Annotated in this window: 24 protein-coding genes, 1 tRNA gene and 1 pseudogene; 1 reads left to right on the top strand and 25 read right to left on the bottom strand. The window is 64.2% G+C overall.

Annotation, left to right across the window (positions count from 1 at the left end; genetic code table 11):
• Window positions 1-27 precede the first annotated feature (27 nt).
• The 8 genes from C493_RS03925 to C493_RS23210 all read right to left on the bottom strand — a co-directional run bounded on the left by C493_RS03925 (window position 28) and on the right by C493_RS23210 (window position 9,158).
• A complete protein-coding gene (locus C493_RS03925; protein ID WP_007258108.1) occupies window positions 28-1,164 on the bottom strand; it encodes a hypothetical protein in 1,137 nt (378 codons plus the stop codon).
• Window positions 1,165-1,170: 6 nt separating this feature from the next.
• Window positions 1,171-1,767 (bottom strand): 4Fe-4S dicluster domain-containing protein, encoded by a 597-nt coding sequence (locus C493_RS03920; protein WP_049889113.1) that lies wholly within the window; start codon window positions 1,765-1,767, stop codon window positions 1,171-1,173.
• 14 nt (window positions 1,768-1,781) lie between these two features.
• Complete coding sequence (locus C493_RS03915; RefSeq protein WP_007258106.1) at window positions 1,782-4,799, bottom strand: molybdopterin-dependent oxidoreductase; 3,018 nt, start codon at window positions 4,797-4,799, stop codon at window positions 1,782-1,784.
• A gap of 251 nt (window positions 4,800-5,050) precedes the next feature.
• Entirely contained in the window at window positions 5,051-6,238 is a 1,188-nt protein-coding gene (locus C493_RS03910; protein WP_007258105.1) for a COG1470 family protein, read from the bottom strand.
• A gap of 1,016 nt (window positions 6,239-7,254) precedes the next feature.
• Window positions 7,255-7,327: transfer RNA gene (locus C493_RS03905), tRNA-Gln, on the bottom strand.
• Window positions 7,328-7,367: 40 nt separating this feature from the next.
• Window positions 7,368-8,108, bottom strand: a complete 741-nt coding sequence (locus C493_RS22060; RefSeq protein WP_007258104.1) for an HNH endonuclease — start codon at window positions 8,106-8,108, stop codon at window positions 7,368-7,370.
• Between the two features lie 135 nt (window positions 8,109-8,243).
• Window positions 8,244-8,879 carry a DUF192 domain-containing protein gene (locus tag C493_RS03900; protein ID WP_049889121.1) on the bottom strand — a complete coding sequence of 212 codons (636 nt, stop codon included), beginning with the start codon at window positions 8,877-8,879 and terminating at the stop codon, window positions 8,244-8,246.
• Between the two features lie 99 nt (window positions 8,880-8,978).
• Entirely contained in the window at window positions 8,979-9,158 is a 180-nt protein-coding gene (locus tag C493_RS23210) for a hypothetical protein (RefSeq protein WP_162471453.1), read from the bottom strand.
• A 178-nt stretch (window positions 9,159-9,336) separates the two neighbouring features.
• On the opposite strand from C493_RS23210, the gene C493_RS03890 reads away from it, so the two are divergent.
• Window positions 9,337-9,813: a universal stress protein gene (locus tag C493_RS03890; protein WP_007258101.1), complete on the top strand. Its 477-nt coding sequence runs from the start codon at window positions 9,337-9,339 to the stop codon at window positions 9,811-9,813.
• 50 nt (window positions 9,814-9,863) lie between these two features.
• Here the strand turns inward: C493_RS03890 and C493_RS03885 are convergent, their stop codons facing one another.
• The 17 genes and pseudogenes from C493_RS03885 to C493_RS03805 form a co-directional block, all read right to left on the bottom strand.
• Window positions 9,864-10,667 (bottom strand): CBS domain-containing protein, encoded by an 804-nt coding sequence (locus C493_RS03885; protein ID WP_007258100.1) that lies wholly within the window; start codon window positions 10,665-10,667, stop codon window positions 9,864-9,866.
• Between the two features lie 84 nt (window positions 10,668-10,751).
• Window positions 10,752-12,311: a DHH family phosphoesterase gene (locus C493_RS03880; protein ID WP_007258099.1), complete on the bottom strand. Its 1,560-nt coding sequence runs from the start codon at window positions 12,309-12,311 to the stop codon at window positions 10,752-10,754.
• Window positions 12,312-12,381: 70 nt separating this feature from the next.
• Window positions 12,382-13,935, bottom strand: coding sequence for an NADH-quinone oxidoreductase subunit N (locus C493_RS03875; protein ID WP_007258098.1), 1,554 nt, complete (start codon window positions 13,933-13,935; stop codon window positions 12,382-12,384).
• Complete coding sequence (locus tag C493_RS03870) at window positions 13,935-15,464, bottom strand: complex I subunit 4 family protein (protein ID WP_007258097.1); 1,530 nt, start codon at window positions 15,462-15,464, stop codon at window positions 13,935-13,937. Before C493_RS03870 ends, C493_RS03875 begins: the two co-directional genes overlap by 1 nt.
• On the bottom strand, window positions 15,465-17,498 hold the full coding sequence (gene nuoL / locus C493_RS03865; protein ID WP_007258096.1) for an NADH-quinone oxidoreductase subunit L: 2,034 nt from the start codon (window positions 17,496-17,498) through the stop codon (window positions 15,465-15,467). It abuts the gene before it with no gap.
• Window position 17,499: 1 nt separating this feature from the next.
• Window positions 17,500-17,802, bottom strand: coding sequence for an NADH-quinone oxidoreductase subunit NuoK (nuoK, locus tag C493_RS03860; RefSeq protein ID WP_007258095.1), 303 nt, complete (start codon window positions 17,800-17,802; stop codon window positions 17,500-17,502).
• Entirely contained in the window at window positions 17,799-18,317 is a 519-nt protein-coding gene (locus C493_RS03855) for a hypothetical protein (RefSeq protein WP_007258094.1), read from the bottom strand. Before C493_RS03855 ends, nuoK begins: the two co-directional genes overlap by 4 nt.
• Complete coding sequence (locus tag C493_RS03850) at window positions 18,314-18,583, bottom strand: NADH-quinone oxidoreductase subunit J (protein ID WP_007258093.1); 270 nt, start codon at window positions 18,581-18,583, stop codon at window positions 18,314-18,316. Before C493_RS03850 ends, C493_RS03855 begins: the two co-directional genes overlap by 4 nt.
• A 2-nt stretch (window positions 18,584-18,585) precedes the next feature.
• On the bottom strand, window positions 18,586-19,047 hold the full coding sequence (locus C493_RS03845) for a NuoI/complex I 23 kDa subunit family protein (RefSeq protein WP_007258092.1): 462 nt from the start codon (window positions 19,045-19,047) through the stop codon (window positions 18,586-18,588).
• Window positions 19,044-20,147, bottom strand: coding sequence for a complex I subunit 1/NuoH family protein (locus tag C493_RS03840; RefSeq protein WP_049889112.1), 1,104 nt, complete (start codon window positions 20,145-20,147; stop codon window positions 19,044-19,046). The genes C493_RS03845 and C493_RS03840 overlap by 4 nt, the downstream gene beginning before the upstream one ends.
• A 2-nt stretch (window positions 20,148-20,149) precedes the next feature.
• Complete coding sequence (locus C493_RS03835) at window positions 20,150-21,808, bottom strand: NADH-quinone oxidoreductase subunit D (RefSeq protein ID WP_007258090.1); 1,659 nt, start codon at window positions 21,806-21,808, stop codon at window positions 20,150-20,152.
• The gene (locus C493_RS03830) at window positions 21,805-22,512 is read right to left on the bottom strand and encodes an NADH-quinone oxidoreductase subunit B (protein WP_007258089.1); all 708 of its coding nucleotides are present in this window, start codon (window positions 22,510-22,512) and stop codon (window positions 21,805-21,807) included. The genes C493_RS03835 and C493_RS03830 overlap by 4 nt, the downstream gene beginning before the upstream one ends.
• Window positions 22,512-22,922, bottom strand: coding sequence for an NADH-quinone oxidoreductase subunit A (locus C493_RS03825; protein WP_007258088.1), 411 nt, complete (start codon window positions 22,920-22,922; stop codon window positions 22,512-22,514). The genes C493_RS03830 and C493_RS03825 overlap by 1 nt, the downstream gene beginning before the upstream one ends.
• Before the next feature lie 310 nt (window positions 22,923-23,232).
• On the bottom strand, window positions 23,233-23,868 hold the full coding sequence (locus C493_RS03820) for an AIR carboxylase family protein (protein ID WP_007258087.1): 636 nt from the start codon (window positions 23,866-23,868) through the stop codon (window positions 23,233-23,235).
• A 116-nt stretch (window positions 23,869-23,984) separates the two neighbouring features.
• A complete protein-coding gene (locus C493_RS03815) occupies window positions 23,985-24,380 on the bottom strand; it encodes a hypothetical protein (protein ID WP_007258086.1) in 396 nt (131 codons plus the stop codon).
• A gap of 129 nt (window positions 24,381-24,509) precedes the next feature.
• Window positions 24,510-25,718, bottom strand: coding sequence for a 5-(carboxyamino)imidazole ribonucleotide synthase (locus tag C493_RS03810; protein WP_007258085.1), 1,209 nt, complete (start codon window positions 25,716-25,718; stop codon window positions 24,510-24,512).
• A 265-nt stretch (window positions 25,719-25,983) separates the two neighbouring features.
• Window positions 25,984-26,379, bottom strand: a pseudogene (locus C493_RS03805) (elongation factor 1-alpha C-terminal domain-related protein); the annotation flags it as partial.

The following is a 26,379-nucleotide window of genomic DNA, read 5'->3' as shown; positions in this document are numbered from 1 at the left end:
CTCGAGTCCGCGTCGAGACTCGTCCAGCTACATCGGCAGCGGCATCGGCGTGAACTCCGCGGCGAGCAGATACGCCAGCGCAAGCGCGACTTTGCCGACGATCACCAGGGCGCCGGCAGCGACGAGCGCCGCCGCGGTGCCAGTCGGCGAAATCGCCTCCCGACGCTGTCCGAAGACGCCGCCGAGCAAGAGGACGATAGGGACGACCAGCCCGGCGACGACGGCTCCACCGACGAACAGCGTCGCCTGCGTGCTCAGCAGGGTATCGACCGCGGGCTCCGCGGCCGGGACCTGTTCGGGAAGCAAGACCACCGTCGCGAGTACGGCGACGAGCGTCGCCGCGAGCAATCCGGCGGCCACCAGCGCGTACTGCTGGATCGCCCGGCCGGCCCGTCCCCGCTCGAGTGCCGCCAGTCCGACCGCGACGGTGAGTCCGGCGGCGAGGCCCCCGAAGATCTGTACCGGAACCAGGAACGTCGGATCCCACAGCGCCACTCGCTCGGTCGGGCCCGAGCCGTAGGCCATCGCCGAGTAGATCAGCACGCCCGCGGCGAAGAGCCCGAAGAGCGCGCCGATTCCCAGGCGGACCGTCTCCGTCGGCCGAGTTCGATCGGCGACGGTGTCGACGGCGCCCAGCAGGCCGATTCGGTTGAAGACACGCCGGATCCCACCGGCCGTGTCGCCGCCGGTCGCAGCCTGTGCAGGGCCGCTCTCGGAGCCGCCGTCCGAGGCGACGTCGCGACCGCCGTCGGCCGCAACCGCCTCGTCGGCGTCCGGCGTCGTCGTACCGTGGGGTCGTTCACGGCCGAACGCGACCCAGACGAACATGATGAACGTTCCCAGACCGAAGAACATGAGCATGTACGCGCCGAGTGCCATCCACGAGCCCAGGTTCGTCATCGTCAACGGGATCATCATCGCGCGAAACGGCGTCGCCAGATGCGAGAGGAGAACGGGCGGACCGATCGCCAACCCGGCCAGTCCGACGAGATAGCCGTACTTGGCGATCCGTCCGTGTTCGCGCTCGCCGAGTCGCCAGGAGCGGACGTCCGCGAGGTAGCCCATCAGGTACGCACCGCTCGCGATGCCGATCATGGCGATGTAGACGCCGATCCTCCAGTTCCACTGCGTGTACGGTAGTTCGTATGCGATTTCGACTGCCATCGGTGGTCACTCTCCGGTAATCATATCCGCGTCGTCTCCGAAGACGATCTCGGCCGCCTCGTCGTTAAACGGCGTCGAGACACCGTCTTCCTCGAGTTTCTCCGAAAGCTCCTCGGGCGTCCCGAACAGCAACGCATCCGTCGGACACTCCGAAGCGCAGGCCGGCTCGAGCCCCTCTTCCTGGCGGGGCTCACAGGTCGTACACTTGTCCATCAACCCGTTGCTCTTGGCGCCCATCAGGTGCTCTTCCTGCGCTTCGGGGACCTCGTCGTCGGGGTACTGCGGCGCGCCGAACGGACAGCCGACGCCGCAGTAGTGACAGCCGATGCACATCCCCGCGTCTACGCGGACGGTATCGCTCTGACTGTAGTGTAACGCGTCGGTCGGACAGACGTCGATACAGGGGGCGTCCGTGCAGTTGTAACACTGCATCGGCTTGTTCGTCTCGTCGCCGGTGCCGTGCTCGAGCGCAACCACCTGAATACGATCGCTCTCGGGCGGGAGGTCCCACGTCCGCTGGCACGCGACCTCGCAGGCGCCGCAGTCGATACAGGACTCCCAGTTCGGGATGACTCGTGCCGTGCCGTTGTCTTGTGTGCTCATTTCGATCACGCTCGCTATCGCTTGTGTCGGTTGATGCGCTGTTCCTGCCACTGCAGTTGCCGATCCGACAGCTCGGGAACCTCGTCGTCGTCGGCGACGCGGACGTTACAGAGCGTCACCTTGGTCTCTTGCATCTGCGTCTCGCGGTCGTAGGCGGGTGCAGTCCCGGCGTTGATCGACTCGCCGATCACCAGCGGCTCGAGACCCTCCATCTCGCCGCCGTAGTTCTCCATCAGCGCTTCGCCCTCGAGGATGCCGCTCCAGTGGTACGGCGCGAACGCGTGATCCTGCGGAACTCGCTCGGTGACGCTCGCCTGGACGACCATCTCGGCGTGGGGCGTCGTGACGACGATCCAGTCGCCGTCGTCGACGCCGAGTTCGACGCCGACGTCCGGATTGATCTCGAGGTACATCATCGGCGACCGCGAGGCGGTTCCGAGCGTGCTCCGGGTCTTCGCGCCGGCGCCGGTGTGCTCGACCTGCCGGCCCGACGTGAGAACCATCGGATCGACGTCGCCGACCTCGGCGAGGTCGTCGATCGCGTCGATGTTCTCCTGTTGGACCCGCTCGTTGTCCAGTTCGACGCGCCAGTGGTCTTCGACGCGCTCGTTGCACGGGAACTCCTCGACGAGATCCGTCCGCGGCGTCACCGCCGGCTCGCGGTGGACCGGGATCTCGTCTTCCAGGTTCCAGGCTTTCATCCGGGCTCGACCGCGGCCCCACGGGGCGTCAGGCTGGGCGTTCGTGAAGTCCTCGTACCGCTCGAGATCGACGTCGTATCCCTCCTCGTCGAGCGCCTCGGCGACGTCGGCGACCGAGGTGTCCTCGTCGAGTGCGCCTTCGATCGGGAGCGTCAGCGACGCGGGTTCGGACGGATCGTCCGGCAAGACGGTCGTGAACAGCGGATACTGCGGCACGCCCTCGAGTTCGCCGTCGCCGTCCCACCAGTCGGGATCGACGGGATCGCGGAGGTGATCCTCGGGATCGACTTCGGGGTCGTCCCCATCGTCGACCGCGTCGACGGCGCCGTCCCACCAGTTGGAGCGGAAGTCCATGCCGCCCTCGGCGGGGTGAAGCGACGCGTCGTAGAGGATCGGCGTCCCGGGGTGTTCGTCGTGCCAGCACGGCCACGGCAGGCCGTAAACGTCGCCGTCCTGGACGCCCTCGATCTCTTCGTCGTCCTCGAGTTCGGCCCGAAGGTCCTCGACGCTGAACCGATCGGCGTGTTCCTGGTGTGCCTTTAGCCGCTCGGGAGTCTGTCCGATGTAGCCGACCGACCGAACGCCGAGGTTGATCTCCCGAAGGACGTCCTCGACCTCGTCGTAGTCGAAGTGGTCGCCGAACCCGAGGTGGTCGGCGAACTGACACAGCAGCTCCCAGTCCTTCCGGGCGTTGTGTCGCGGCGAAACCGCCTGGTTGCGCCACTGTAGTTGCCGGCCGGTGTTCGTCGCGCTGCCGGCTTCCTCCAAGTTGGTCGCCGCCGGCAGCATGTAGACGTCCGTGTCGGCGTCGGCGAGTTCGGCGACCTGATTCGGGAAGATGTCGACGTTGACGATGAACTCGAGTTCGTTGACCCCCTCGCGGACGCGCTTGTACTCGCTGAGCGAGCCGAGGCCGTGGCCCCAGAAGATCGCCGCGCGGAGCGGATCGGGTTGATAGATCTCCCACTGGTCGTCCAGAACGCCTTCGAACCAGCGGGCGACGGTGAAGCCGTTTTTCTCCATCAACTCGGTGTCGTGGAACCGATCGACCAGTTCGTCGTAGGAAATCTCCCCGGAGGTGTACGGCGACTCGGTCCAGACGTTCGCCCAGTGTTCCCAGGCGCCCTCGTCGAGTCCGTAGTACCCCGGCGTGTTTCCGGCGTCGACGCCGAGGTCGGTCGCCCCCTGAACGTTGTCGTGGCCGCGGTAGATCGGCGTCCCGCCGCCCTCCTGTGCGGCGTGTCCGAGCGTCAGATTCAACATCGCGTACGCTCGGGTGTTGCCCGTTCCGTTGTTGTGCTGCGTGCCGCCCATCGCCCACTCGACGCAGCTGACTTCGGCGTCCGCGAGCGTCTCGGCGAGGTCGCGCAGGTCCGACTCGGGCGTCCCGCAGATGTCGGAGACGGTCTCGACGTCGTACTGCGGCAAGACGTCGTCGCGGAACTCTTCCCACGTCGGAACCATCACGCGACTCTCGATGAACTCCTCGTCGTGGAGGTCGTTCTCGACGATGTGGTGGATGAGCCCGTAGATGAACGCGACGTCGGTGCCCGACCGGAAGTGGACGTAGTCGTCCGCCGCGGCCGCCGTCTTCGTGTATCGCGGCTCGGCGACGATGTGCGTCCCGCCTCGCCGCTGAGCCTCCTGGAAGTGTTGCCACGCCACCGGATGGCTCTCGAGGGGGTTGTGACCGATGATGAGGTTGACGTCGACGTTCCGCATGTCGTTATTGTTGTTCGTCATCGCGCCGACGCCCCAGGTGTTCGCGATCCCTGTGACCGTCGTCGAGTGACAGATCCGCGCCTGATGGTCGACGTTGTTCGTCCCGTAAAATGCGGCCAGCTTGCGGATCAGGTACGCCGCTTCGTTGCTGTGACAGGCCGAACCACACCAGAACGTCCCGTGCGGGCCGGTCTCCTCGCGGATGTCGTTTAACCGACCCGTGATCTCCTCGAGGATCTCGTCCCAGTCCATCCGAACCCACTCCCCGTCCTCGAGTTTGAGCGGTTCTTTCAGTCGTTGCTCCGAGTTCTCCGTCTGTGTAAGCGATGCGCCCTTCGAGCAAAGTCCGCCCTGATTGACCGGATTGTCGTCCCAGCTCTCCTGGCCGACGACCGTGTCGTCCTCGACGGCGATCTGTAGCCCGCAGCCGACCGAGCAGTGCGTACAGACCGTCTTCACCAGCTCGTCACCCGTGCCGGGATCGACGCGCGGCGACGCGTCGTCGCCTCGCTCGAGGAGCGTCCGTCCACCGACCGCCGTTGCGAGTGCCCCTGCAGCACCGGCTTTGAGGAACCCCCGACGATCGAGGTCCAGCGAATGCCGTGCCATAACATATCAATACCGGGCCTACACAATAAGTGTCACTGTATGTATGTTTATGGGTGAATGTCATTCGTCTCCGCATCCAGCTATCCACAATCTTAGGGGCTAGATCCGTGTGGTTAGCTAACAATGTTCGCTCTAAAACGCCGATAGAACAACAGCGGACCACGAAGTACTGGTAGACGACGACTGGTCGCTGGTCGGTTTTGACGCGCTCGAGGGCGTCCGTAGCGTCGACCGAAACAAGGGTGGTTCAGTCAGTCGATAACTGCGACGGTCTCGGTGGCCGTGTCAGCTCCCGTATCGACGACAACGGGAAATTCTTCGCGTCCGCCGGCGGGATCACCCGCCTGAAACGTCAGCGTGAACGTCGAGGATTCGCCGGGCCCGAGCGTGCGCATCACGCTGTCTTCGACCTCCGGGGAATGACCGACGATTAGCTCGATATCGGTCGTCCCGGTCTCATCTCCGACGTTCTCGATCGGCGTGTCGACCTCGAGCGTTTCGCCGCCGCCGACCGGCGAGTTCGTCGACAGTTCCATCACGTCGAACGTCGCAGGGGTCGGTTCCTCGTCTTCGTCCTCGACGACGATCGTGAACTCGACGCTATCGTCCTCGGTGGTGACTTCGCCGGGGAAGACCTCCCGATCCCCGGCCGGATGGCCGGCCGCGAACGTCAGGGGGACGTCGGCCGATTCACCGGGTTGAAGGCCCACGGTCCGTGAGTCGACGCCTTCGGGATCGTGACCGACGATGAGCTCGACCGCCGACGAGACCGGCTGATCGCTGGTGTTCTCGACCGTGGCCTCCACCTCGAGCGTCTCGCCACCCGCGATCGGCGAATTCGTCCGCACGCTCGAGATCTCGAACGTCGATCCGTCGTCGTCGGGGTAGTCGAACTCCCATCGGTCGGATTCGACGACGGCCCCGTGTTCGTTCACTACCCACGCCGTGATTCCTTCGGGAACGATTTCGGATGCGTCGGGCGCGATGCCTGCCGTGTCCTCGCCTCCGCTAATATCCGAAACCTCGATAATGCGGTCCGCTGCAAGCGCCCACCAGATCACGCGGTCTAAGTCTCCGTTCGGGTCGGACACGTCGAGTTCACAATCCAGCGTCGTTCCCGTTTCCAACTCGCGGCTCTCGTCCGGGGACGGACGGGCCGCCTGGATCTGTGGCGATCCGATGCCGTCGGATCCGACTTCGATCGTCCACGTGGTGGTTGTCGGTTGTCCGGTGGGGTCGATGGTGGCGGTGACCTCACAGTCATCGTCGACCGTGTACTGCCAGAACTCCGTGCCCTGGTGGTCCCGGTAGGCGCTATACCACGGTCCCACGGACAGGCCCGAGGATCCGTCGTCGACGGACCACTCCGGTCCCGTCGACCCGCCTGCACCGTCGGGATCTACTTCGAACAGCAGGCGTGTGCCTGGTTGAACTGTCACGCTGTCCTCACTTGGTCGAACACGTGCGCTCCCATCCTCTTGTGCGCTCCCGACTCCCACCGTCACCCCGAGTGCACCAGTTCCGGCGATTCCGGCGAGGAGACGCCGTCGATATACTTGCTCCCCGTACATGGTCTAGTACCCTCGGCAGTCTCCTCCCCCGTAAAACGCTCATTCGTATTGTCAGCCCAACAAATAATTTTATGAACACGAAGACGGCCGGACTGCGAGGGGATACTGGCGTCACAGTGACCACGACACCCCCTCTCGAGGTCGGACTGTAAGAGCGCGTTTCCACGATTGCGACGAACGGAGAACGATTATCGTCGATCGCTCCACTCGACTCCGTTGGTCACGATGCAAACGGCAGCGGGCCGTCCATGGCGCATCCTGTACGTTCTACCGGTGTCGCTCATGCTTAGGCGCGTTGAACGCCAACTCGAGAGTTTCGCTCTGCTATCTTACTGCGGAACAGAACGATACGATTCACCGCTGTGGTTTCGATGTACCGATCAGGCACATCAGAAGGAGGTTAGCTCGAGTACAACAAGCACGATAGCTGAAGAAAAGATCAACCTACAAGAAGGGATACTATGGCTTGACGGAGTTGATTACGTGTGACCGCCAACGAGGGAGAATTGAAACTGCGATTCCGTGCAGGTAGATTTGAGCAGCAGCTGATCACCTTGGTTCTCATCTTACAAATTGCTCACGGTGCGATAGCCATTCTCGCGGCGCATGGACGATTCATATGACCATAAACGCCTATCTTAGCCCGAGCAGACCGACCCTGGTGTACACCCACTGAATACAGTACCCCATCGGAGCTGCGGTGGCCATCTATCTTCTCAATCTGCTCTACAAACAGTCTCTGATTTGTGGGGGACGACCGTTTGTTCCTGCCGCGTTGACGGTGTCAACGGCCCGGAATTAGGATGTAACCGCTCAGTTCCTGTCTCGAATGGATTCGAATCATCGGTGATACCCGTTGCTCACGAATTTGTTCGCAGCAGAAGTAGTCCCGAGCGGATTCGAACCGCTGTCATGGGCTCCAAAGGCCCATATGATTGGCCACTACACCACGGGACTACGTCGCCAGTTTTGGGTTAGCGACTGAATGGCTTATGAGTTATTGTTTGCTGCGAGAGTTAGAAGGAGAAAGTCCGTCGATCGATTTGATTTCAGCGTATCGATGACAGCTTCGACAAAGGCAAATGACGTTATCGAGAGTATGGGCGAGTTGCTGGTCGTTAAATTCTCGAACTGGTTTAATATGGTGAACATCTGGTTCGTGTCCAATCTCTTCTCGAGTAATACCACAATGTTGGCACGAGTGGTCGTCCCTTTCTAACGCCTGTCGTCGTACTTCGCGCCATCGTCCATTATACGCGTTTTCGCTGTCTTCCCACTGATCGGATAACCACCGGCTGAGGCAGACCTGACTGCAAAACCGAACCGGTTCTCGTTCCGTCCTAGATTTAAGCACAGTCGAAATCTTCCCACACCACTCACAGACCTTCTGAACGCGTTCTATATCGTGATATTCGTAGTAAGGTGTCCCAAGAAAGTCGTCGGCTCCTACAACGCAATCCGAGCAGTAGACTCCCGGTTTGTCGGACGGATAGTATTCGAATGTCGATTCACAGCGTTTACAGGATGCAGTTTCGGTCCCTCCTTTCCAGTTCCCGTTGTGTTCCCCGGCGTTCGGATTGCAATCGTCGCAGTACGAGCGCCTCGATTTTGGGTCGTAAAACTCCGCATTACAGCCGTTGCACGTCCGATTCGGCAACGGCTCGTCGTGAACCTTCGTATGGTGCTGTCGCATTCCCCGTTCCGTCGCCAGCGATTGTCCACAGGTCGGACAGTCCATGCCCGCCTTCGCCGCGCCATCCCTTATAAACTCGAGTACCCTCGCATTCGGCTGTACCGTTCTCTCGATCAACATGAACGCGACCGGAACCGACGACAGCCCTCGAGTGGCGACTGTCTACGGAAGCTACCACCCTTACAGGTCGAACTCGAGGACGTCGCCCTCCGCGACGCCGCGCTCGTCGGTCCACTCGTAGACGACCTCGAGGACGTACTGTCCCCGCCCTTCGTAGGTCTGTTCGGAACCGTCTTCGTCGGGTCCGGGTTCGGGTGCGTTGGCGATGCTCGTGATGACGCCCTCCTCGTCGGCGAAGACGATATCGATCCCGAACGACATCTCCGGCATCGCGAACCGACGGTCGGCGACGTCCTCGTAGACGAACAGCATCCCGCGATCTGCGGGGAGGGACTCGGTGTCGCTCAGTCCGAGTTGCTGTCGGGCCCGCGTGTCGGCGATCGCGGCGGTGACCTCGCCCAGTTCCTCGCCGTCCGCCCCCCGCACGCGAACGTCGGTCGTTTCGTACTCCGCGTGGAGTTCGTCGGCGGTCTCGTCGTCGTCGCTACTCGAGTTCCCGTTCGTGCCCTCGTCGTCGGCCTCGGCCTCAGTCTCGTCTCCGTCCGCGTCGGCGTTCGAACCGTTGGCGCTCGAGTCGCTGCTATCGTCGGTTGCGTCGAGACAGCCCGCGAGTGCCAGTGCACTCGCGCTCGCGAGGGCGCCGGTGAGTACCGGTCGTCGGTTCACGTCTCCGGTCGTTTGGCGTCGCGACGTCATTCGTCGGTGACCGACCACGACGCGACACATAGCTATTCACGAAAGAAGTCGTGAACGAACGGATCAGCTCAGTCTCGTCGCCGCCGGTAGAACCGGCCACTACGCGAACCGATGGAACTCCGTTCCGCCGCAGTTACACTGATCACCCATTCCGATCAGGAACACGGCGCCGTCGCCGTCGATCTCCGCCGTGAAAATCGACTGGCACGCGTCACACTGCACGGCGGTCTTTCGTTCCCCGCCCGCGTCTGGAGCGTCGGGAGTCGCGTGTTGCATCATACTCAATACGTGACCACGCATCGTGTTGAAGCCGTCTCCAAAACACAGTGGGTACGAACGGTGGGAGACGAGCGAGTGCGATTGATGAGCGACGCTCGTGAACTCGCGGTCGAATCGACAAAGAACGGTGGTCATATTCCTGGGGTATCGTTTTCCCGTCGCCGATCGAGTAGTGCGTATGGGTACCCACGTGCTGGTCGCGATGGGGCGAGCGGAGCGCTCGGCGCGTGCCCTCGAGTTCGCCCTCGAGGAGTTTTCCGACGCGGCGATTACCGTGATTCACGTGACCGGGACGAGCGACCCGTTCGATCTCTTCGGAACGCCGGAGCCGGAAGACTACATGGTTCCCGATGGCGCCACCGAGGTCGCCGACGAGACTATCCTGGACCCGAACTCGTTAACGCGAGCACAGCGCGAGTGGGCCGAGTGCGTCTTCGAGCGGGCGGTCGAACTCGCCGGCGAATACGAACGAGAGATCGATACTGCCGTTCGATCGGGCGACGCCGTCGAAGAGATCGTCGACTACGCCGTCGAGTGCGGTGCCGATCGCATCGTCGTCACCGACCACCAGGAGACAGCGACGCGGCCGCGGCTTCGCGACGTCTCTGAACTGGTCGCTCGGCGAAGCGACGTGCCGGTGACACACGTACAGTAGCGGCGACACAGCGCGGGTCGCCGCCGACGGGGTCGGCTGATGCTCACTCCTCAATCGGACTGCAGACGCTTCGTCGTCTGGACGAGCGGATGGCGCGCGTAGTCGACGACCTCGATGTCGCCGATGCGCTCGAGTCCTTCCTTCTCCGCGGTTCGGGCCATGCCCAGATCGATCTCGTGGTCGATGACGATGACGTAGGCGTCCATGCCGTCGATTCCGAGCCGGTCGGCCGCCAGTACGCGGTGGTGGCCGTCGGCCAGCAACAGCGTTCCGTCGTTGTCGATGACCACCAGCGGTTCGGCCAGCCCGTGTTCGAGTTCGTACCGTCGGCCCTCGAGTTCGTCGGCGTACACGCGACCCTGCGTCGGCGTGAGCTCCTCGAGCGAGATCGTTCGCCGCTCTTGCTGGAGCGTTATCTCGTGAATCTCCTCGAGGGTTCGCATGAGTTTCCCCACCTTCTCGGGGGTCGCTCGCTCGATCTGGCTGCGGATGACGTCGGCGTTAGAGATGATGCCGACGAGGTTTCCGGCGTCGTCGACGACGGGGAGTTTCTGGATACCCGACCGAAGGATGACGCGGGCGGCGTCGGTCACCTTCATATCCGGATGGGCGACCAGCAGGTCCGTCGTCATCACCTTGAAAATCGGCTCGCCGTCGTCGGCCAGCAACAGGTCGCGCGCGCTGACGAACCCCTCGACGCGTCGGCGTTCACAGACGGGAAATCCGCTGTGCTCGTCGCTCTCGGCGATTCGCGCGGCGACGTCGCCGACGGATTCGTCGGGCGCGACCGTCGCCACGTCACGCGTCATGTACTCCTTGACCTGGGGTTTGCTTCGCTCCGACGCGACCTCCATAGCCGACACAACGGCGTCCGCGTGCAAAAGACTGTCTTCCCGTCGAGACCGGCGGGCTGTCGGCCGACGGGATCGCTCTCGAGCCTACGCCGACTCGCCGCTTCCCCTTGCCCGATCGTCTTCGGCGACGCCGTCGCCTGCGGTCCGCTCGTCCGCGCGCTCGTCGCCGACGGAGAACAGCCGCTCGCTGGTCTGGCTGTAGGCGCCGACGGGGACGCCCGGTCCGCTGTCGACCGCCTCGAAGAACCGGTTCGTGATGACCTCCTCGACGACGCTAACGATCGACTCGACCTCGTCGTCGTCGTCGGTCGTCCCGAGGATGCCGACCTCGAGTTGGGCGCCGGCCATGTCGGTGTGGCCGCCGGCGCTCCCGATCCTGTCGAAGGCGTCCCGAACCGCTTCGCCGAGGTCGACGTCGCCGGCTCGCGACCGCGCCGAGAGGTAGGCCATCTCGTCGCGAAAGCCGAACACGAGCGACGTCTCGATGCCATCCATCGTAAGCAACTGGTCGGCCGCCTGCGGAAGGGCGTCGCGGTCGGTGATCCGCCCGACGCTCGCGACGGCGACCGAGTCGCGCTGGATGCGGTTCTTGATCGCTCGAGCGATCGTATCGAGCGTCTCTCCCTCGACGGTCGGCTGCTCGATCTGATCTAAGATCGACGTGTCGACGTGTGGCCAGAGCAACGAGGCGGCGTTGAAATCGGCCGCCGAGACCTCTCGCGTGAAGTCGTTCGTGTCGATTCGGATGCCGTACAGCAGCGCCGTCGCCGTCGATCGTCTGGGCTCGAGGCTGAATCGGTCCAGATACTCCGTCAGGACGGTACTGGTCGCGCCAGCTTGCTGGCGGAGGTCGACGAACTCGCCGGGGACGGGCCCGCGGGGCGGGTGGTGGTCGATGACGACGTCGACCGTCAGATCTTCGGGCAACTGGTCGTTGACGCCGGGCCGCGAGTGGTCGACCAGCGCGAAGCCGGCATACTCCTCGAGTGGCTCCTCCGGGGAGAGGTTTCGCAACTCGAGGTCGAGCAAGTTGACCATCGCCCGGTTCTCCTGGTGGGAAATCTCGCCGAAGTAGCAGGCGTCGGCCTCGAGTCCGAGCTCTGCGGCGATATCGACCAGCGCGACGGCGCTGGCGATCGCGTCGGGATCGGGGTTGTCGTGCATGACGACCGCCAGTCGGCCGTCGATCGTCGACAGCTGACTTCGCAGCCCGATCGCGGCGCCGGCGGACGGACTCACGGCACCGTCGAGGACGTGGCCGACCATCGCCTCGCGGGCGTCGACGACGTGGTCGGCGAGCGCGTCGAACCGCTCGCGGTTGGCTGCAATCGCGTTTCCGCCGAGGTACGCGGCGATCGACGCCCTCGGAAACTGATCGCGGGCGATCTCGAGGGCACCGCGGTTGACATCGGTGCGGTCGCTGGCGACGAAGACCACGTCCGGTGGCTCGAGGTTCGCGATGACCGACGGGTCGGTCGGATCGGCACAGCGGGCGGGACAGCTCTCGTCGCGCAGCGCTTCGACGACGCTCTCGTCGTCGGTGATGACGAGCAGCCGGTCGGCGTCGCTGCCGTCGCGCTCGGGAAGCTGTTCGACCACCTGGCGGCCGACCGTTCCACACCCGAGCACGAGGCGGAAAACCATCTACCGCGTGTTGTAACCGCGCGGGGGAAAAACTACCGGGTCCGGGTTGCGACGATCTCGGCGTCGGCGATCAGCCGACGACTGCACCGGCCGCGTCGAGCGCGGCGTCGACGACCGGGCCGAAGCCGGGCAGGATGACGATCGTCATCACGGCGGCGACGATGATCGCCGCGTAGAGCCCGGTCGGCTGGGCGAGTCGGTCCCGCGTCGCCGGCGGGTCCTCGATCCAGATCGCCTTGACCAGCCGCGAGTAGTAGTACAGCGAGAGCGCGCTGTTGATGACCAGCACGGCGGCGACGACGAGCATCGCCGTGCTCGCCGTCGCGGCCTCGAGGGCGCCGACGAACAGGAAGTACTTGCTGAAGAAGCCGCCGAACGGCGGGATGCCCGCGAGGCTGAACATGAAGACGGCCATGGCCGCACAGGCGACCGGCGCCTGCGCCGCGAGGCCGTTGTAGTCCTCGAAGGTGCGCCCGACGCCCCAGTGTTCGGCCAGTGCGACGAACAGGAATGCGCCGGTGTTCATGAAGCCGTAGACGAGCAGGTGCATCATCGCCGCGCCCATGACGAGTTCACCGCCGTCGGCGGTCAGACCGGCCAGCCCGATCAGGGCGTAGCCGGCGTGGCCGATCGACGAGTAGGCGAGCATCCGCTTGACGCTGTCCTGGGTCGCGGCCGCGAAGTTCCCGAGTGTCATGGTGACGATCGCGAGCACGATGAACGCGACCGTCCAGTCGAAGCCGATAACGGCGCCGATCTCACCGAGCGGGAACGCCTCCGTGAAGACCCGGAAGAGGACGACGAAGCCGGCGGCTTTCGAGGCCGACGAGAGGAACGCGCTGATCGGTGCGGGCGCGCCCTCGTAGGCTTCGGGCGCCCAGAAGTGGAACGGGACGCTCGCGGTCTTGAACGCGAAGCCGCCGATCAACATCAGGATGCCGAGCCCGAGCAGGCCGCCCATCTCGGTGATGTCGTGGCCCGATCCCGCTTCGGTCTCGCCGGAGACGACCTCCGCGATCGCCGCGAGCTCGAGATGACCCGTCGCGCCGTAGACCAGCGAGATCCCGTAGATGAAGATCGCCGACGAGAGCGAGCCGATCAGGAAGTACTTCAGCCCGGCCTCGACGCTCCCGCGGTTGTCCTTCAGGATGGCGACGAGGGCATAGGACGGCAGGCTCGCCAGCTCGAGCGCGATGAGAATCGTCACGAGGCTGTCGGCGGCCGCCATCAGCGACATGCCGGTCGCCGCGAGGATGACCAGTGAGTAGTACTCGGCCTGATAGGCGTGGTCGACCAGGTAGTCGTAGCTGGCGACGACGATCAGCGCCGTCACGACGGCGACGATGATCATGAAGTACAGCGCCAGCTGGTCGACGACGAAGCCGTGGGTCGGGTCGATGACGCCGTTACCGCCGTCGGCCGTCGGCGTGCCGACGCCGGCGACGGTGAACCAGACGGCGACGCCGAGGGAGGTCAGCGAGCCGGCGACTGCGGTGCCGGCGAGTAGCTGCCGGTTCGTCGACCGCGGCGAGATGCTGTCGAACGCGAACAGCGCCAGCGCCGTCACGGCGAGGATCAGCGCCGGCCCGAGGGCCGTCCACTCCGGGAGTTCGTAGATCGCCATTAGCTATCACCTCCCTCGAGGATCGGATCGACTGCGTCGGTTATCATGTCGAAGATCAGGTCGGGAGCCACGCCCAGCGCGATGATCAGTCCCAGCAGGACGAACATCGGCGCGAGGTCGTGTAGCGGGGCGCGGCTCACCTCGTAGTCGGTTTCGAGGCTGTACGGTCCGAAGACGGCTCGCTGGAGCGCAAACAGCAGGTAGCCGGCCACGAGGACGATGCCGAACATCGCCAGCCCCGTGAAGATCGGGGCGTAGTCGAAGTCGGCGCCGAACGCGCCGAAGAAGATGAAGTACTCGGCGGCGAATCCGCTCATCAGGGGCAGCCCCATGTAGCCGAATGCGCCGGCGATGAGGATGCCCACCGCGACGGGCATCCGATCGGCCATCCCCGACATGTCGGTGACGAGTCGGGTGTGAGTGGCGTTGTAGATGACGCCGACGGCCATGAACATCAGCCCCGAGATGAGGCCGTGAGAGACCATCTGGAACGTCGCGCCGCCGACCCCGAACTGGGTGTAGGCGATCAGGCCGAGGATGACGTAGCCCATCGACGACACCGAGGAGTAGGCGACGATTCGCTTCAAGTCCGTCTGAGCGAGCGCCAGCATCGCGCCGTAGATGACGCTGATGACGGCGATTGCCGCGATCGGGATCGCGTAGGTCTCGACCTGCTCCGGGAACATCGTGAAGTTGAACCGGAGCAGGGCGTAGGTCCCCATCTTCAGCAGGACGCCGGCCAGCAGCACCGACGCCGGCGTCGGCGCCTCGACGTGGGCGTCCGGCAGCCACGTGTGGAACGGCACCACCGGGACCTTCACGGCGAACCCGATAAACATCGCGACGAAGACGAGCGACGCGAGCGTCGTCGGCTCGAGGCCGAATAGCGTCTGCTGGATGCCCTCGCCGTTGACCATGGCGTCGGCCACCTCGGGGAGCGCAAAGCTCGTGACGGCGTCGCCGAGGCCGAAGACGAGCGCGATGAACGCACCGAACATCAGCAGGGAGGCGACGTTCGTGTAGACGAAGAACTTGATCGCCGCGTACTTCCGGCGCGGACCGCCCCAGACGCCGATCAGCAGGTACATCGGGATGAGGACGGCCTCCCAGAAGATGAACCAGAGGAAGAAATCGAGCGCCACGAAGACGCCGATCAAGTTCGCCTCGATGAAGAGCACGAGCCCGTAGAACTGGGACTCGCGCTCGTCGATCGGCGTCCACGAGCTCATGATCGCCAGCGACGTGAGGACGGTCGTCAGCACCACGAGCGGCAGGCTGATACCGTCGAGACCGACGAACCACGAGATCGAGTACTCGCCGAGTTGAATCCACTCGTACTGTGACTCGAAGGCGAGCGTGCCCTCGAGTAAGGCGTTACCACTACCGTCGAAGGTCGCGAACAACCAGAGGCTGATCGCCGCGGGAACGAGGCTGATCGCAAAGGCCAGCTTCCCCGCGACGCGATTCGGCGCGACGAACGTGACGAGCGCGCCGATCAGCGCGACCGCAATGAGCGCTTCGATCATCATTCAGAACCACCCTCCGTAGACGCCGAGACCGAGCAGTAAGGCGATGAACCCGGCGATGAGTAGCGCCGCGTAGTTCGTCACGATGCCGGTCTGGATGCGTTTCACCCAGCTGCTGCCGAACAGGCTGGCGGTCGATACGCCGTTGACGGTGCCGTCGATGACGGTCTGGTCGAAGCGGTCGGCGACCCGCGCGAGCGGGAGCGTGACTCCTTCCGCGAGCCAGACCTGATACTCGTCCTGGTAGTAGTTGTCCTCGACGACCGTCCCGGCGGAGCCCAGTCGCTCCTTGTGTGCGGTCGGTTCGGGATCGCTGTAGAGCTTCCAGGCCAGTCCGGCACCCGAGAAGGCAAGCAGCAAGGAGAGTCCCGCCGCGATCAGGACGGTCACCTGCTCGGAGCTGATGACGCCCGTTTCGTAGGCGAGCAGTTCGCTGTAGGCGCTGTAGGTCACTTCATCGATCCCGCCGTACTCGCCGTCGAGCCAGTGTTCCAGGAACGTGATATCGACGTTCGCGAGCTTGGCCACGGGCGCGAGGTTGGCGATCCCGGCGACGACCGCGAGGATCCCCAGGACGATCAGCGGGAGCTTGATCGACCAGCCGACCGGATGCGGGTCCTCGGCGGCCTCGGAGCGAGGCTCGCCGTGGAAGGTCAGGAAGACCATCCGGAAGGTGTAGAAGCCGGTGAAGAAGACGGCGAGTAGCCCCATCGCGTAGGCCGCCATAATCAGCGGCTCCTCGAGTCCGACGATCAGGGCGTCGTAGAGGATCTCGTCTTTCGACCAGAAGCCCGAGAACGGAATGATGCCCGCGAGCGCGAGCGCACCCGCCAGGAACGTGTAGTAGGTGACGGGCGCCTTGTCTTTGAGTCCGCCCATCTTCCACATGTTCTGTTCGTGGTGCATGAGGACGATGACGGCGCCGGCCCCGAGGAACAGCAGCGCCTTGAAGAAGGCGTGGTTCATGAGGTGGAAGACTCCGGCGACGTAGCCGCCGACGCCGAGTCCCAGCATCATGTAGCCGTACTGGCTGATCGTCGAGTACGCGAGCACCTGCTTGACGTCGTCTTTGACGACGCCCATCGTCGCGGCGAACAGTGCGGTGAAGCCGCCGATAAAGGCGATGATCGCAAGCGTCGTCGGAGACAGCGCGTAGTAACCGAACATCCGCGCGACGAGGTAGACGCCGGCCGCGACCATCGTCGCCGCGTGGATCAGCGCCGAAACCGTCGTGGGACCTTCCATCGCGTCGGGCAGCCACGTGTGCAGCGGGAACTGGGCGGACTTCCCGATGACGCCGCCCAGCACGAGCAGCCCGGTGATCGTGACCCAGGTTTCCGCGTCGAAGCCGAACAGTTGGCCGCCGTCGTCGATAGCGGCCTCCGCCGCCGCGACGAACGACTCGTCGCCGGCGAACTGGAGGGTTCCGAACGTCGCCGCGATGGCGACGACCCCGAGCAGGAAGAAGTAGTCACCGAAGCGGGTGACCAGGAACGCCTTCTTCGCGGCCGAGGGCGCCGATCGGGTGCGGAACCAGAAGCCGATCAGCAGGAACGAACACAGCCCGACCAGTTCGAAGAACATGAACGCCATCAGCAGGTTGTCCGCGTAGACGAACGAGAGCATGCTGAACGTAAAGAGACCGAGCCCGGCGTAGTACCGCGGGAGGCCGGTCTCGCCCTCGGCGTTCATGTAGCCGAGGCTGAAGACGTGGACGAGAAACGCCACGAGCGAGACGATGACCAGCATGAGCGCCGCGAGCGGATCGATCAGGATGCCGAACGAGAATCCGATCGTGTCGGCGCCGATCTCGCTTGCGGCCTCGCCGGCCGTCCACTCGTAAAGCGTCTCGTGATACGTTTCGCCGCTCGCGACCGCCGCGAGCATCCACAGCGAGAACACCAGGGAGGCGCCTGTCGCTGCGATGCCAGCGATCGCACCCTTCTTCGGCATCCACTTGCCGAAGACGAGCGCGACTACGAAGGCCACGAGGGGGAACGCCGCTATCGCCGGCGCGTAGGAGAATGCCCCTTCCATCTTACCACCTCATCGTCGTCGGAACCGTGACGTCGACGTCACGGAAGTTTCGATACAGCACCAGGATGATCCCGAGTCCAACGGCGACCTCGGCGGCGGCGAGCGCCATCGTAAACAGGGCGAACACCTGCCCCGTGAGGTTGCCGTGGTAGAACGCGAACGCGATCAGATTGATGTTGGCCGCGTTCAGCATCAGCTCGACGGACATCAGGAACGTCAGTGCGTTGCGACGCGTCAGCACGCCGACGAGGCCGATACAGAAGACGGCCATCGACAGCAACACGTAGTACTCGACCCCGATCATCGGCTCTCACCTCCCGCGGACTCCGAGTCGGCGTCGGCCGCGGACGAACCCGAACTCGAACTCGAACTCGAACTCGAACTCGAACTCGACTCCGCGCCGCCGTCGGTCGCCGTCGGCTCCGAGCGCCCGAAGCCGCTCGAGTCGGGCGCCGGACCGGCACCGGGGCCGGTCTGGTCGGGGGTCGTACTCGAGAGCGCGGCGACCGGCTCGCCCTGTTCTTCGCGCTTTGCGAGCACGAGCGAGGCGTCGAGCGCCGCGTCGAGTGCGACGGCGATCAACAACACGGCCGCGAGGAACGGCTCGGTGCCGGTCACGCCCGCTTCCTCCTGGAGCGGCTCGAGGTTAAACATCGCGTAGCCGATCGCGGCGGTGATCGAGTCGGCCTCGAAGCCGCCGTCGGAAAGCGGTTGGAACGTGGTGTTGAGGACGATCAGCGCCATCAACCCGAACAGCGCGACCGCGAGCAGTCCGGGAACGAGCGTTTTCCCGGTCCGGAGCTTCGGTCCGTTCGTCACGACTGGACCACCTCCTCGGAGGCGTCCTCTTCACGCTGGGTGAGCATCACGGCGAACGTGATGAGGATGAGGACCCCGCCGACGTAGACGAGGACCTGCATCACGGCGATGAACTCGGCGGCGAGCATCACGAAGTGCACCGCGATGCTCATCAGCGCGACGCCGAGCATCAGCGCCGCGTGCCAGGGGTCCCGCAAGAGGACCACGCCCAGCGAGCTGGCGATGGTCACGAACGCAAACAGCGCGAACGCGATTTCGAACAGCATGGTTACTGGTAATCGACCTCCCCGTCACCTTCGCCGATCCACGCGCCGCGGTCGGGTTCGCGCGACTCGAGCGGGTCGATATCCTTGTACCACGGGACGGCTTTCAGCTGTTCTTTGTTGTAGACGAAATCGTGTTTCGTGTCCGCCGTGAACTCGAAGTTCTGGGTCAACAGGATGGCGTCGACGGGACAGACCTCCTCGCAGAGTCGACAGTAGATACACTGTCCGATGTGGAGGTTGTACTGTTCGCCGTTTCGCTTGTCGTCCATCACGATCTGGATCGTATCGTTCGGACAGACGTTCTCGCACTGGCGACACCAGATACACCGCTCCTGGCTGAACTTGTGGACGCCCCTGAACCGCGGGGAGACGTCGGGTGCAGTTTCGGGATACTCGACGGTGAACGTCGAGCCATCCAGTGCGTGTTTCATCGTCGTGGCCATGGATTTCAGTATTCCAATCATGCTATCAGCCCCACAATCACTGCGGTCAGGATGAGATTAGCAAAGGAGAGGACGAGCAGTCCCTTCCAGCCGATCTCGATCAGCTGGTCGATTCTGACGCGTGGCACCGCAGAGCGGAGCCACTGGGTCAGAAGGAACACCGCCCAGATCTTGATGAGGAACCAGACGATGCCGAGTTCGGCGGGTCCGGGTCCGGCCGGGCCGCCGAGGAAGATCGTCGCGATGATCGCGCCGCCGAGGAAGATGTGGAGGAACTCCCCGAGGTAGATCAACACGAAGTACACCGAGGAGTACTCGGTCTGGTAGCCGGCGACGATCTCGGTCGGTGCTTCGGGCGTGTCGAACGGGTTTCGGCCGACTTCGGCGAAGTTCGCCAGCAGGAAGAGGACGAACGCGAACGGATTGACCAGCGCGTACCACGCCGGAATGGTGACGACGCCGAGGTCGACCAGCGTCTCCGCCTGCGCCTCGACGATCGTACTCATCTGGAGCGAGCCGGCGAAGATGACGACCGACAGCCCCGTTATCACGAGCGGAATCTCGTAGGCGACGTTCTGTGCGACCGCCCGCAGACCGCCGAGCAGCGAGTACTTGTTCGACGACGCGTAGCCGGCCATCACCAGTCCGATGCTGGCGATTCCGGCGACCGCGAAGACGAACGCGAGTCCGACTTCGGGATCCGCCAGGTGGATGCCGCTGCCCATCGGAATCACGGCGAAGCCGAGCAGCGCCGAGGAAGCGACGACGATCGGCGCGAGATCGTATGCCGGTCGGTCGGCGTTCTCGGGGATGACCAGTTCCTTCGAGAGCAGTCGCACGGCGTCGGCGACGATGATGAACAGGCCGGCCGGGCCGAGGCGATTGACCGCGATACGGTCGGTGAACGCGGCGGTGATCTTTCGTTTCGCCCACGGGCCGGCGACGCCGGTCATCGCCAGCATCAGGTTGCCGACGAGGAAGGCCGCGAGGAAGGCCGCGAGCAGTTCGCCGCCGACGCCGAACCCGTCGAGCCCGGTTAGCTCGCCGATTCGCTCGGGGAGCAAGACGGTCTCGTCGTTTTGCAGCGGCGCCGGCGCCACTGCGTCGATCCTCCCGTCCATACTTACCGATCCACCTCCCCGAGAACGATGTCGAGGCTACCCAGCGAGGCGATCAGGTCGGGGATGTACTCGTCTTCGACCATCTCACCGAGCGCCGAGAGGTTGTGGAAACACGGACTGCGGATCTTGAACCGGGCGGGCTTGTCCGTCCCGTCCGAGCGGATGTAGATCCCGAGTTCGCCCTTCGCGCCCTCGACGGCGCGGTAGATCTCCGAGTCGGCGTCCGGTTTGAGCGTCCGAGGGACGTTGGACTGAATGTCGCGTTCGTCTTCCGGCCAGTCCTCGAGGAGGTCGAGACACTGTTCGATGATCTTCGCGGACTCCTCGACCTCCTGCATCCGGGTGAGGACTCGCGCGTAGTTGTCACAGCCGTCCATCGTGACGACGTTCCAGTCGAGTTCGGGGTAGTAGCCGTAGGGGTCGTCTCGGCGAAGGTCGTAGTCGATGCCCGATCCGCGGGCGACGGGACCCGTACAGCCGTAGTCCTTGGCGACGTCGGGTTCCAGGATGCCCGTATCGATCGTTCGGACCTGGAAGATCTCGTTGCCGGTGAGCAGGTCGTGGTACTCGTCGACCTTCGCGGGCAGTTCGTCGAGGAAGTTCCGACACTTCGCGAAGAACTCTTCGCGGGGTTCGGGCAGATCCCAGGCGACGCCGCCCAGTCGGAAGTAGTTGAACATCAGTCGCTGGCCCGTCAGATCCTCTAAGATGTCCTGTACGACCTCGCGGTCGCGCATACCGTACTGGAAGATGGCGGTGAAGTCGCCGTAGACGTCCAGTGCGAACGTCGCCAGCGCGAGCATGTGCGAGGCGATCCGGCAGAACTCGGCGCCCATCGTCCGGATGATCTGGGCGTACTCGGGCACCTCGATATCCGCAAGGTCCTCCGCGGCCCGCGCGTAGGCCCACTCGTTTAACAGTCCCGCCGAGACGTAGTCCCAGCGGTCGGGGTAGGGCATGATCTGGTGACGGTAGGTCCCCTGCTGGCACATCTGCTCCTCGCAGCGGTGGAGGTAGCCGATGTCGGGGTCGACGTCGACGACCGACTCCCCGTCGAGGACCGCCTTGATGTGGAGCACGCCGTGGGTCGCCGGGTGGTGCGGGCCGACGTTCAGGAACATCGTGTCCGACTCGGCCTCGTGGTGGTCGGGCTGTACTGGATTAGCGTGTTCGGTCAGCGTGACGAGCTGTGGCTTCTCCTGATCGTAATCGTGCGAGAGCGGGTGTCCCTGCCAGGTTTCCGGGAGCAGGATTCGGCGCGGATCAGGATGGCCCTCGTAGTCGATGCCGACGAGGTCGAACGCCTCCCGCTCGTGCCAGTCGGCGGTCCGGAACACCGGTTCCGCGGACTCGCTGACCGGCTCGTCGGTCGGCGTCGGCACGACGATCGACACTTCCTGTGTGGGATCGGCGTACTTTTTCATGTGATAGATCGACTCGTAGCGGTCCTCGTACTGCTGGGCCGTGAGACAGGAGAGGTGATCGAAGCCCGCCCGCTCTTTCAGATCCGAGAGGACGTCCTGGACGTCGTCGGGCCGGATAACGAACCCCGGCGCGTTCAGGTGATCGTCTCGCGAAAGCGCACGATCCCCGATGACCGCTTCGAGGTCCGCCTCGGTCACCTCGACCGGCGGCCGTTCTCGCTCGAGTCCCGTGCTCATGGCGAATCAGCCCAGTTGTAGCGCATGACGAGGTCCTCTTCGTCGATGTCGTCGGCGAGTTTCTGGACGAGTTCGTCCCGCTCGAGATCGCCGAACTGCTCGAGTTCGTAGGGTTTGACGACGACGGCCGAGGACTCGCCGTTTCGGATGCGCTCTTGCAGTTTGGCGACGCCGTAGACCAGCGCTTCGGGACGAGGAGGGCAACCCGGAACGTGAATGTCGATGGGGATGATCTCCTCGGCTCCTTTGACGACGTTGTACCCTTCCTGGAACGGGCCGCCGGAGATCGTACACGAGCCCATGCCGACGACGAACTTCGGCTCGGGCATCTGGTCGTAGACGCGCTTCATGCGCGGCCCGAACTTCGAGACGATCGTTCCGGGGACGATCATCACGTCGGCTTGCCGCGGCGAGGCGCGGGGAACGCCGGCGCCGAAGCGGTCGAGGTCGTGTTTGATCGCGTACGTGTGCATCATCTCGATGCTACAGCAGGCGATCCCGAACTGCAGCATGAACATCGAGTTCCCCCGCACCCAGTTCATGAACTTGTCGAACTTCGTGAGGATGAACGGCGTCGAGCCGAACGCCTCCCGGAGTTTCGAGTTGAACCGATCGTCCGGCCCCTCGCCGATCCGCGAGTCGCGGGTATCCGTCGACGGTGCGGTGCTGTCGTGAATTGACTGCTGTGGATTGTTGCTACTCATTATCGATCAGAGTCGGCCTCTACCTGACGCGGTGTCTGTGCCCACTGTACTGCGCCGTTGCGCCACGCCCACGCGAGTCCGATTAGCAGGATGGCGACGAACAGCAACATCGGTCCGAGGACCTCGAGCAGCGAGATAGCGTCCGATTCGACCGCATCCAGGTACGCGACCGCCCAGGGGAACAGGAAGGCGGTCTCGATATCGAAAACGAGGAACAGAAGCGCGACCATATAGTACTGGATGTTGAACCGAACGCGCGTCCCGCCGGTCGGGATCTCGCCACTCTCGTAGGTGGCACGTTTACTCGTTTCGGGAACGGTCGGCCGCAGGAGGTACGATACCAGCATCATGCCCAGCGGTATCAACAACCCCACGAGCGCCAACGCCCCGATAGCGATCCAATCGTTCATCTCCGTAACGTTCGGAAGTTCAGACCGCACGCATATAAGGGTTGATTGTTCGTTTTCCGGCCGCAGACGGGCTACAGCGCCGACTTCCGACGTCCAAAATCGCCTGAATAATCACCTTATACTATATATGTTCATTTTATAAGCGTACAAATCGGTATCGTCAGGTTACTCGACAGTGGAAATCGGCAGACGGCATCGGGGCGAGAAAGTATCTACTCGCTTCTCGTACGTTCGTAATTTGACGAATGGTAAATTTTGCGTCACGGCCACGGAGCGGACTGTGGGCCACCCACCCCATCGCCGTCGGTGCCTACTCGTCGCCGAACGCGACCGTTCCCGAATCGTGTAGTCGACGGGAGACGTCGCCGACGCCTTCTCGAAGCCCCTCGTGGTACTCGACGAGGCGCTCGCGAACGTCGTCGTGTTGGCGCGCGAGGATCTGGGCCGCCGAAAGCGCCGCGTTGAACGACTTGCCCGCGTCGACCGCCACGAGCGGCGCGCCGGTCGGCATGCCGATGACGCTGTCGACGGACTTCTCCTGGACCGGCACGCCGATCACCGGCAGCGGATACGCGATCGAGGCCGTCATGTTCGGCAGATCCGCCGACTTCCCGCCCGCGCCCGCGATGATAACCTCGAGACCGCGGGCTTCGGCCGTCTCGGCGTAAGCGGTCATTAAGTCGGGCGTCCGGTGGGCCGACGTGACGTACGTCTCGAAGGTAAATCGCTCCGCAGGCGGGGACTCGTAGTCGGTCTGCTCGGCGAAATCGAGTTCGTCGACGAAGGCGTCGTAGGCGCCGCGGCGTTTCCCGCCGGTCATCATGACCTCGAGGTCGGAGTCGCTGCCCATGACGATTCCCACGTCGGGGGTCTGTTCGGTCGGACGGTCTTGCTCGGCTTCCGCCCGCAAGCGATCGATCAGTTCCGAAACCGAGTTCGCGGTCATGGCCGGACGTTGCGCCCCGGTCGCAAAGAAACGGTATGGTTCGCCGGCACTGCCGAACTGGATCCGGGAGGGTCGCCGGTCTGTGTCGAGAGAACGTCCGCGGCACCGGCCGCCACTCAGCCGAACAGGATCCCGATCGGGATCCCGACGAGCACGAACAGCCCCATCCCGAGCGATTTGAGCGCGCGTTTCAACCGCCTCTCGTAGGCCGCCGGGTCGTCGGCCTTCTCCATGTGCCGAAGGAGCCAGAACGACCACCCGCTGTAGCCGAGTATCGACGCCCAGATGCCGACCCACGATCCGATGGCCAGGTAAACCGGAAAGTTCGTCGTCGTCAGCGTCGGGTTCTCTTCGGAGCTCGCGACCAGCACCACGACCAGCGAGACGAGCGAGAGCCAGAACACAGCCATGGAGATCGCGAGCAGTTTCCCGAAGACATGGCCCATGTTCTCGGGATGAAACCGGCCCTGAGTTCGCTCCGTCTCATCGCCGGCGTCGGTTCGACCGCTCATGCAACAGTTTCTGCCCCATAGTTGTCATATAGTTTCCGAAGTGTATGCTGAGAATACCGGTCGCCGCCGGTGATCGTTCGAACGACAGCGTGGGATCCTCGCCACCCGTCTCTGACCAACAGCGAGACGTCAGCGGAACGTCAGCACATCCTCGAGTTCCCGGCCGGTCTCGAGCAGTTCCTCGACGTCGGCGTCCGCGTCGCCGCTCACCGTCACGTGTCCCATCTTTCGACCCGGGCGCGACTGGCGTTTCCCGTACCAGTGGAGGTGGGCGCCGGGCGTCTCGAGCACGCGGTCGACGTCACTCAGTTTCGCGTCCTGGTTCTCCTCGACGTCGGCGAGCAGGTTCACAAGCGCCGTCGGCGAGCGGAGGTCGGTCGAGCCGAGCGGCCAGCCGAGCACCGCCCGTACGTGCTGTTCGAACTGCGAGGACTGCGCCCCTTCGATCGTCCAGTGTCCCGAGTTGTGGGGACGCGGCGCGATCTCGTTGAGCAGTATCTCCCCGTCGCCCGCTCGCGGGCTTTGTCCGCTCGAGTGTTCCGAGGCGCGTGGCGCCTCGCTCATTTCGAACAGTTCGATACCGTACACACCGCGACCCTCCATCACTTCGAGGACGTCCCGGGCCACGTCGGAGGCGCGCTCGGCGGCCGCGTCGGTCGCGCGCGCGGGAACGATCGTTTCCCGCAGGATCTCGTCGACGTGGATGTTCTCGCTTACGGGGAAGGTCGCAACCTCGTCTTCGCCCTTGACGGCCATCACGGACACCTCGCGTTCGAAGTCGACGAACGCCTCGACCATCGCGGGGCCGGCGACCGACTCGAGGGCGTCTGCGGCCTCGTCCTTGGACTCGACGGGGACGTTTCCGCGTCCGTCGTAGCCGCCCGTTCTGGCCTTCAGCATGACGGGCGCGCCGTAGTCGTCGATGGCTTCACGGACGTCGTCGACATCCTCGACTTCGCGAAACGGCGGCACCGGAATCCCAGCAGCCTCGAGTTCGCGCTTCTGGACGAGTTTGTCGTGGATCGTCCGCAAGGTCTTCGGCTTCGGGTGGACGGGCGTTCCGGAGTCCTCGCTGACGCGTTCCAGAACGTCCTGGTCGGCGAGTTCGATCTCGAACGTAAGAACGTCCGCGCGCGAGGCGAGTTCGCGGATCCCCGCCTCGTCGTCGAAGTCGGCGACGATCTGGTCGCGGGCGACCGGCGCGGCCGGGCAGTCCGGCGTCGGATCGAGGACGACGACCTCGACGCCGAGCGGCGACGCGGCCTCCGCGAGCATCCGTCCGAGCTGTCCCCCGCCGACGACCCCGAGCGTCGGACCCGGCGTCCGTAGCGTTGTCATTGCGCGCCCGTTGACAGCGATTGCGCTTAAGAATTGGTAATCCGTGGCTGTCCGACGATCGACACCTCCTCGAGCACGGTCTCCACCCGACGCCGCGCGCGCCTCGATCGGCGGCGTCACGGCCGGTGTGAGGACGGAGCCCGGCTACCCGCCCTCGTGAGCGTTACTCCCGTTCGTGGACCTCGAGGACCTTGCCGGCCGCGATGGTCTGACCCATGTCGCGGATGGCGAAGCTCCCGAGCTCGGGGATCTCGCTGGACGGNTCGTGGACCTCGAGGACCTTGCCGGCCGCGATGGTCTGACCCATGTCGCGGATGGCGAAGCTCCCGAGCTCGGGGATCTCGCTGGACGGCTCGATGCTGAGGGGCTTTTGCGGTCGGATGGTGACCACAGCAGCGTCGCCCGACTGGATGAAGTCGGGGTTCTCCTCGGCGACCTCGCCGCTCGAGGGGTCCATCTTCTTGTCGATGGATTCGATGGTACAGGCGACCTGTGCCGTGTGGGCGTGGAAGACCGGCGTGTAACCGGCCGTGATGACCGAGGGGTGCTGCATGACGACGACCTGCGCCTGGAACGTCTCGGCGACGCTTGGCGGCTCGTCGGCTGGGCCACAGACGTCACCGCGGCGGATGTCGTCCTTGCCGATGCCGCGGACGTTGAA

Source organism: Natronolimnohabitans innermongolicus JCM 12255, from assembly GCF_000337215.1.
GTDB lineage: Archaea > Halobacteriota > Halobacteria > Halobacteriales > Natrialbaceae > Natronolimnohabitans > Natronolimnohabitans innermongolicus.
This window is presented reverse-complemented; position numbering and strand designations above follow the sequence as displayed.

Bases quoted from the DNA above. Each gene is read 5' to 3' on its own strand.
- C493_RS03925 (WP_007258108.1), bottom strand. From the start codon at position 1,164: ATGGCAGTCGAAATCGCATACGAACTACCGTACACGCAGTGGAACTGG.
- C493_RS03850 (WP_007258093.1), bottom strand. From the start codon at position 18,583: ATGCTGTTCGAAATCGCGTTCGCGCTGTTTGCGTTCGTGACCATCGCC.
- C493_RS22060 (WP_007258104.1), bottom strand. From the start codon at position 8,108: ATGGACTGTCCGACCTGTGGACAATCGCTGGCGACGGAACGGGGAATG.
- C493_RS03875 (WP_007258098.1), bottom strand. From the start codon at position 13,935: ATGGCGATCTACGAACTCCCGGAGTGGACGGCCCTCGGGCCGGCGCTG.
- C493_RS23210 (WP_162471453.1), bottom strand. From the start codon at position 9,158: ATGATGCAACACGCGACTCCCGACGCTCCAGACGCGGGCGGGGAACGA.
- C493_RS03870 (WP_007258097.1), bottom strand. From the start codon at position 15,464: ATGATGATCGAAGCGCTCATTGCGGTCGCGCTGATCGGCGCGCTCGTC.
- C493_RS03825 (WP_007258088.1), bottom strand. From the start codon at position 22,922: ATGAACGATTGGATCGCTATCGGGGCGTTGGCGCTCGTGGGGTTGTTG.
- C493_RS03815 (WP_007258086.1), bottom strand. From the start codon at position 24,380: ATGAGCGGTCGAACCGACGCCGGCGATGAGACGGAGCGAACTCAGGGC.
- nuoK (WP_007258095.1), bottom strand. From the start codon at position 17,802: ATGATCGGGGTCGAGTACTACGTGTTGCTGTCGATGGCCGTCTTCTGT.
- C493_RS03880 (WP_007258099.1), bottom strand. From the start codon at position 12,311: ATGGTTTTCCGCCTCGTGCTCGGGTGTGGAACGGTCGGCCGCCAGGTG.
- C493_RS03830 (WP_007258089.1), bottom strand. From the start codon at position 22,512: ATGAGTAGCAACAATCCACAGCAGTCAATTCACGACAGCACCGCACCG.
- C493_RS03885 (WP_007258100.1), bottom strand. From the start codon at position 10,667: ATGGAGGTCGCGTCGGAGCGAAGCAAACCCCAGGTCAAGGAGTACATG.
- C493_RS03890 (WP_007258101.1), top strand. From the start codon at position 9,337: ATGGGTACCCACGTGCTGGTCGCGATGGGGCGAGCGGAGCGCTCGGCG.
- C493_RS03915 (WP_007258106.1), bottom strand. From the start codon at position 4,799: ATGGCACGGCATTCGCTGGACCTCGATCGTCGGGGGTTCCTCAAAGCC.
- C493_RS03810 (WP_007258085.1), bottom strand. From the start codon at position 25,718: ATGACAACGCTACGGACGCCGGGTCCGACGCTCGGGGTCGTCGGCGGG.
- C493_RS03845 (WP_007258092.1), bottom strand. From the start codon at position 19,047: ATGATTGGAATACTGAAATCCATGGCCACGACGATGAAACACGCACTG.
- C493_RS03900 (WP_049889121.1), bottom strand. From the start codon at position 8,879: ATGACGTCGCGACGCCAAACGACCGGAGACGTGAACCGACGACCGGTA.
- nuoL (WP_007258096.1), bottom strand. From the start codon at position 17,498: ATGGAAGGGGCATTCTCCTACGCGCCGGCGATAGCGGCGTTCCCCCTC.
- C493_RS03840 (WP_049889112.1), bottom strand. From the start codon at position 20,147: ATGGACGGGAGGATCGACGCAGTGGCGCCGGCGCCGCTGCAAAACGAC.
- C493_RS03820 (WP_007258087.1), bottom strand. From the start codon at position 23,868: ATGACCGCGAACTCGGTTTCGGAACTGATCGATCGCTTGCGGGCGGAA.
- C493_RS03835 (WP_007258090.1), bottom strand. From the start codon at position 21,808: ATGAGCACGGGACTCGAGCGAGAACGGCCGCCGGTCGAGGTGACCGAG.
- C493_RS03920 (WP_049889113.1), bottom strand. From the start codon at position 1,767: ATGAGCACACAAGACAACGGCACGGCACGAGTCATCCCGAACTGGGAG.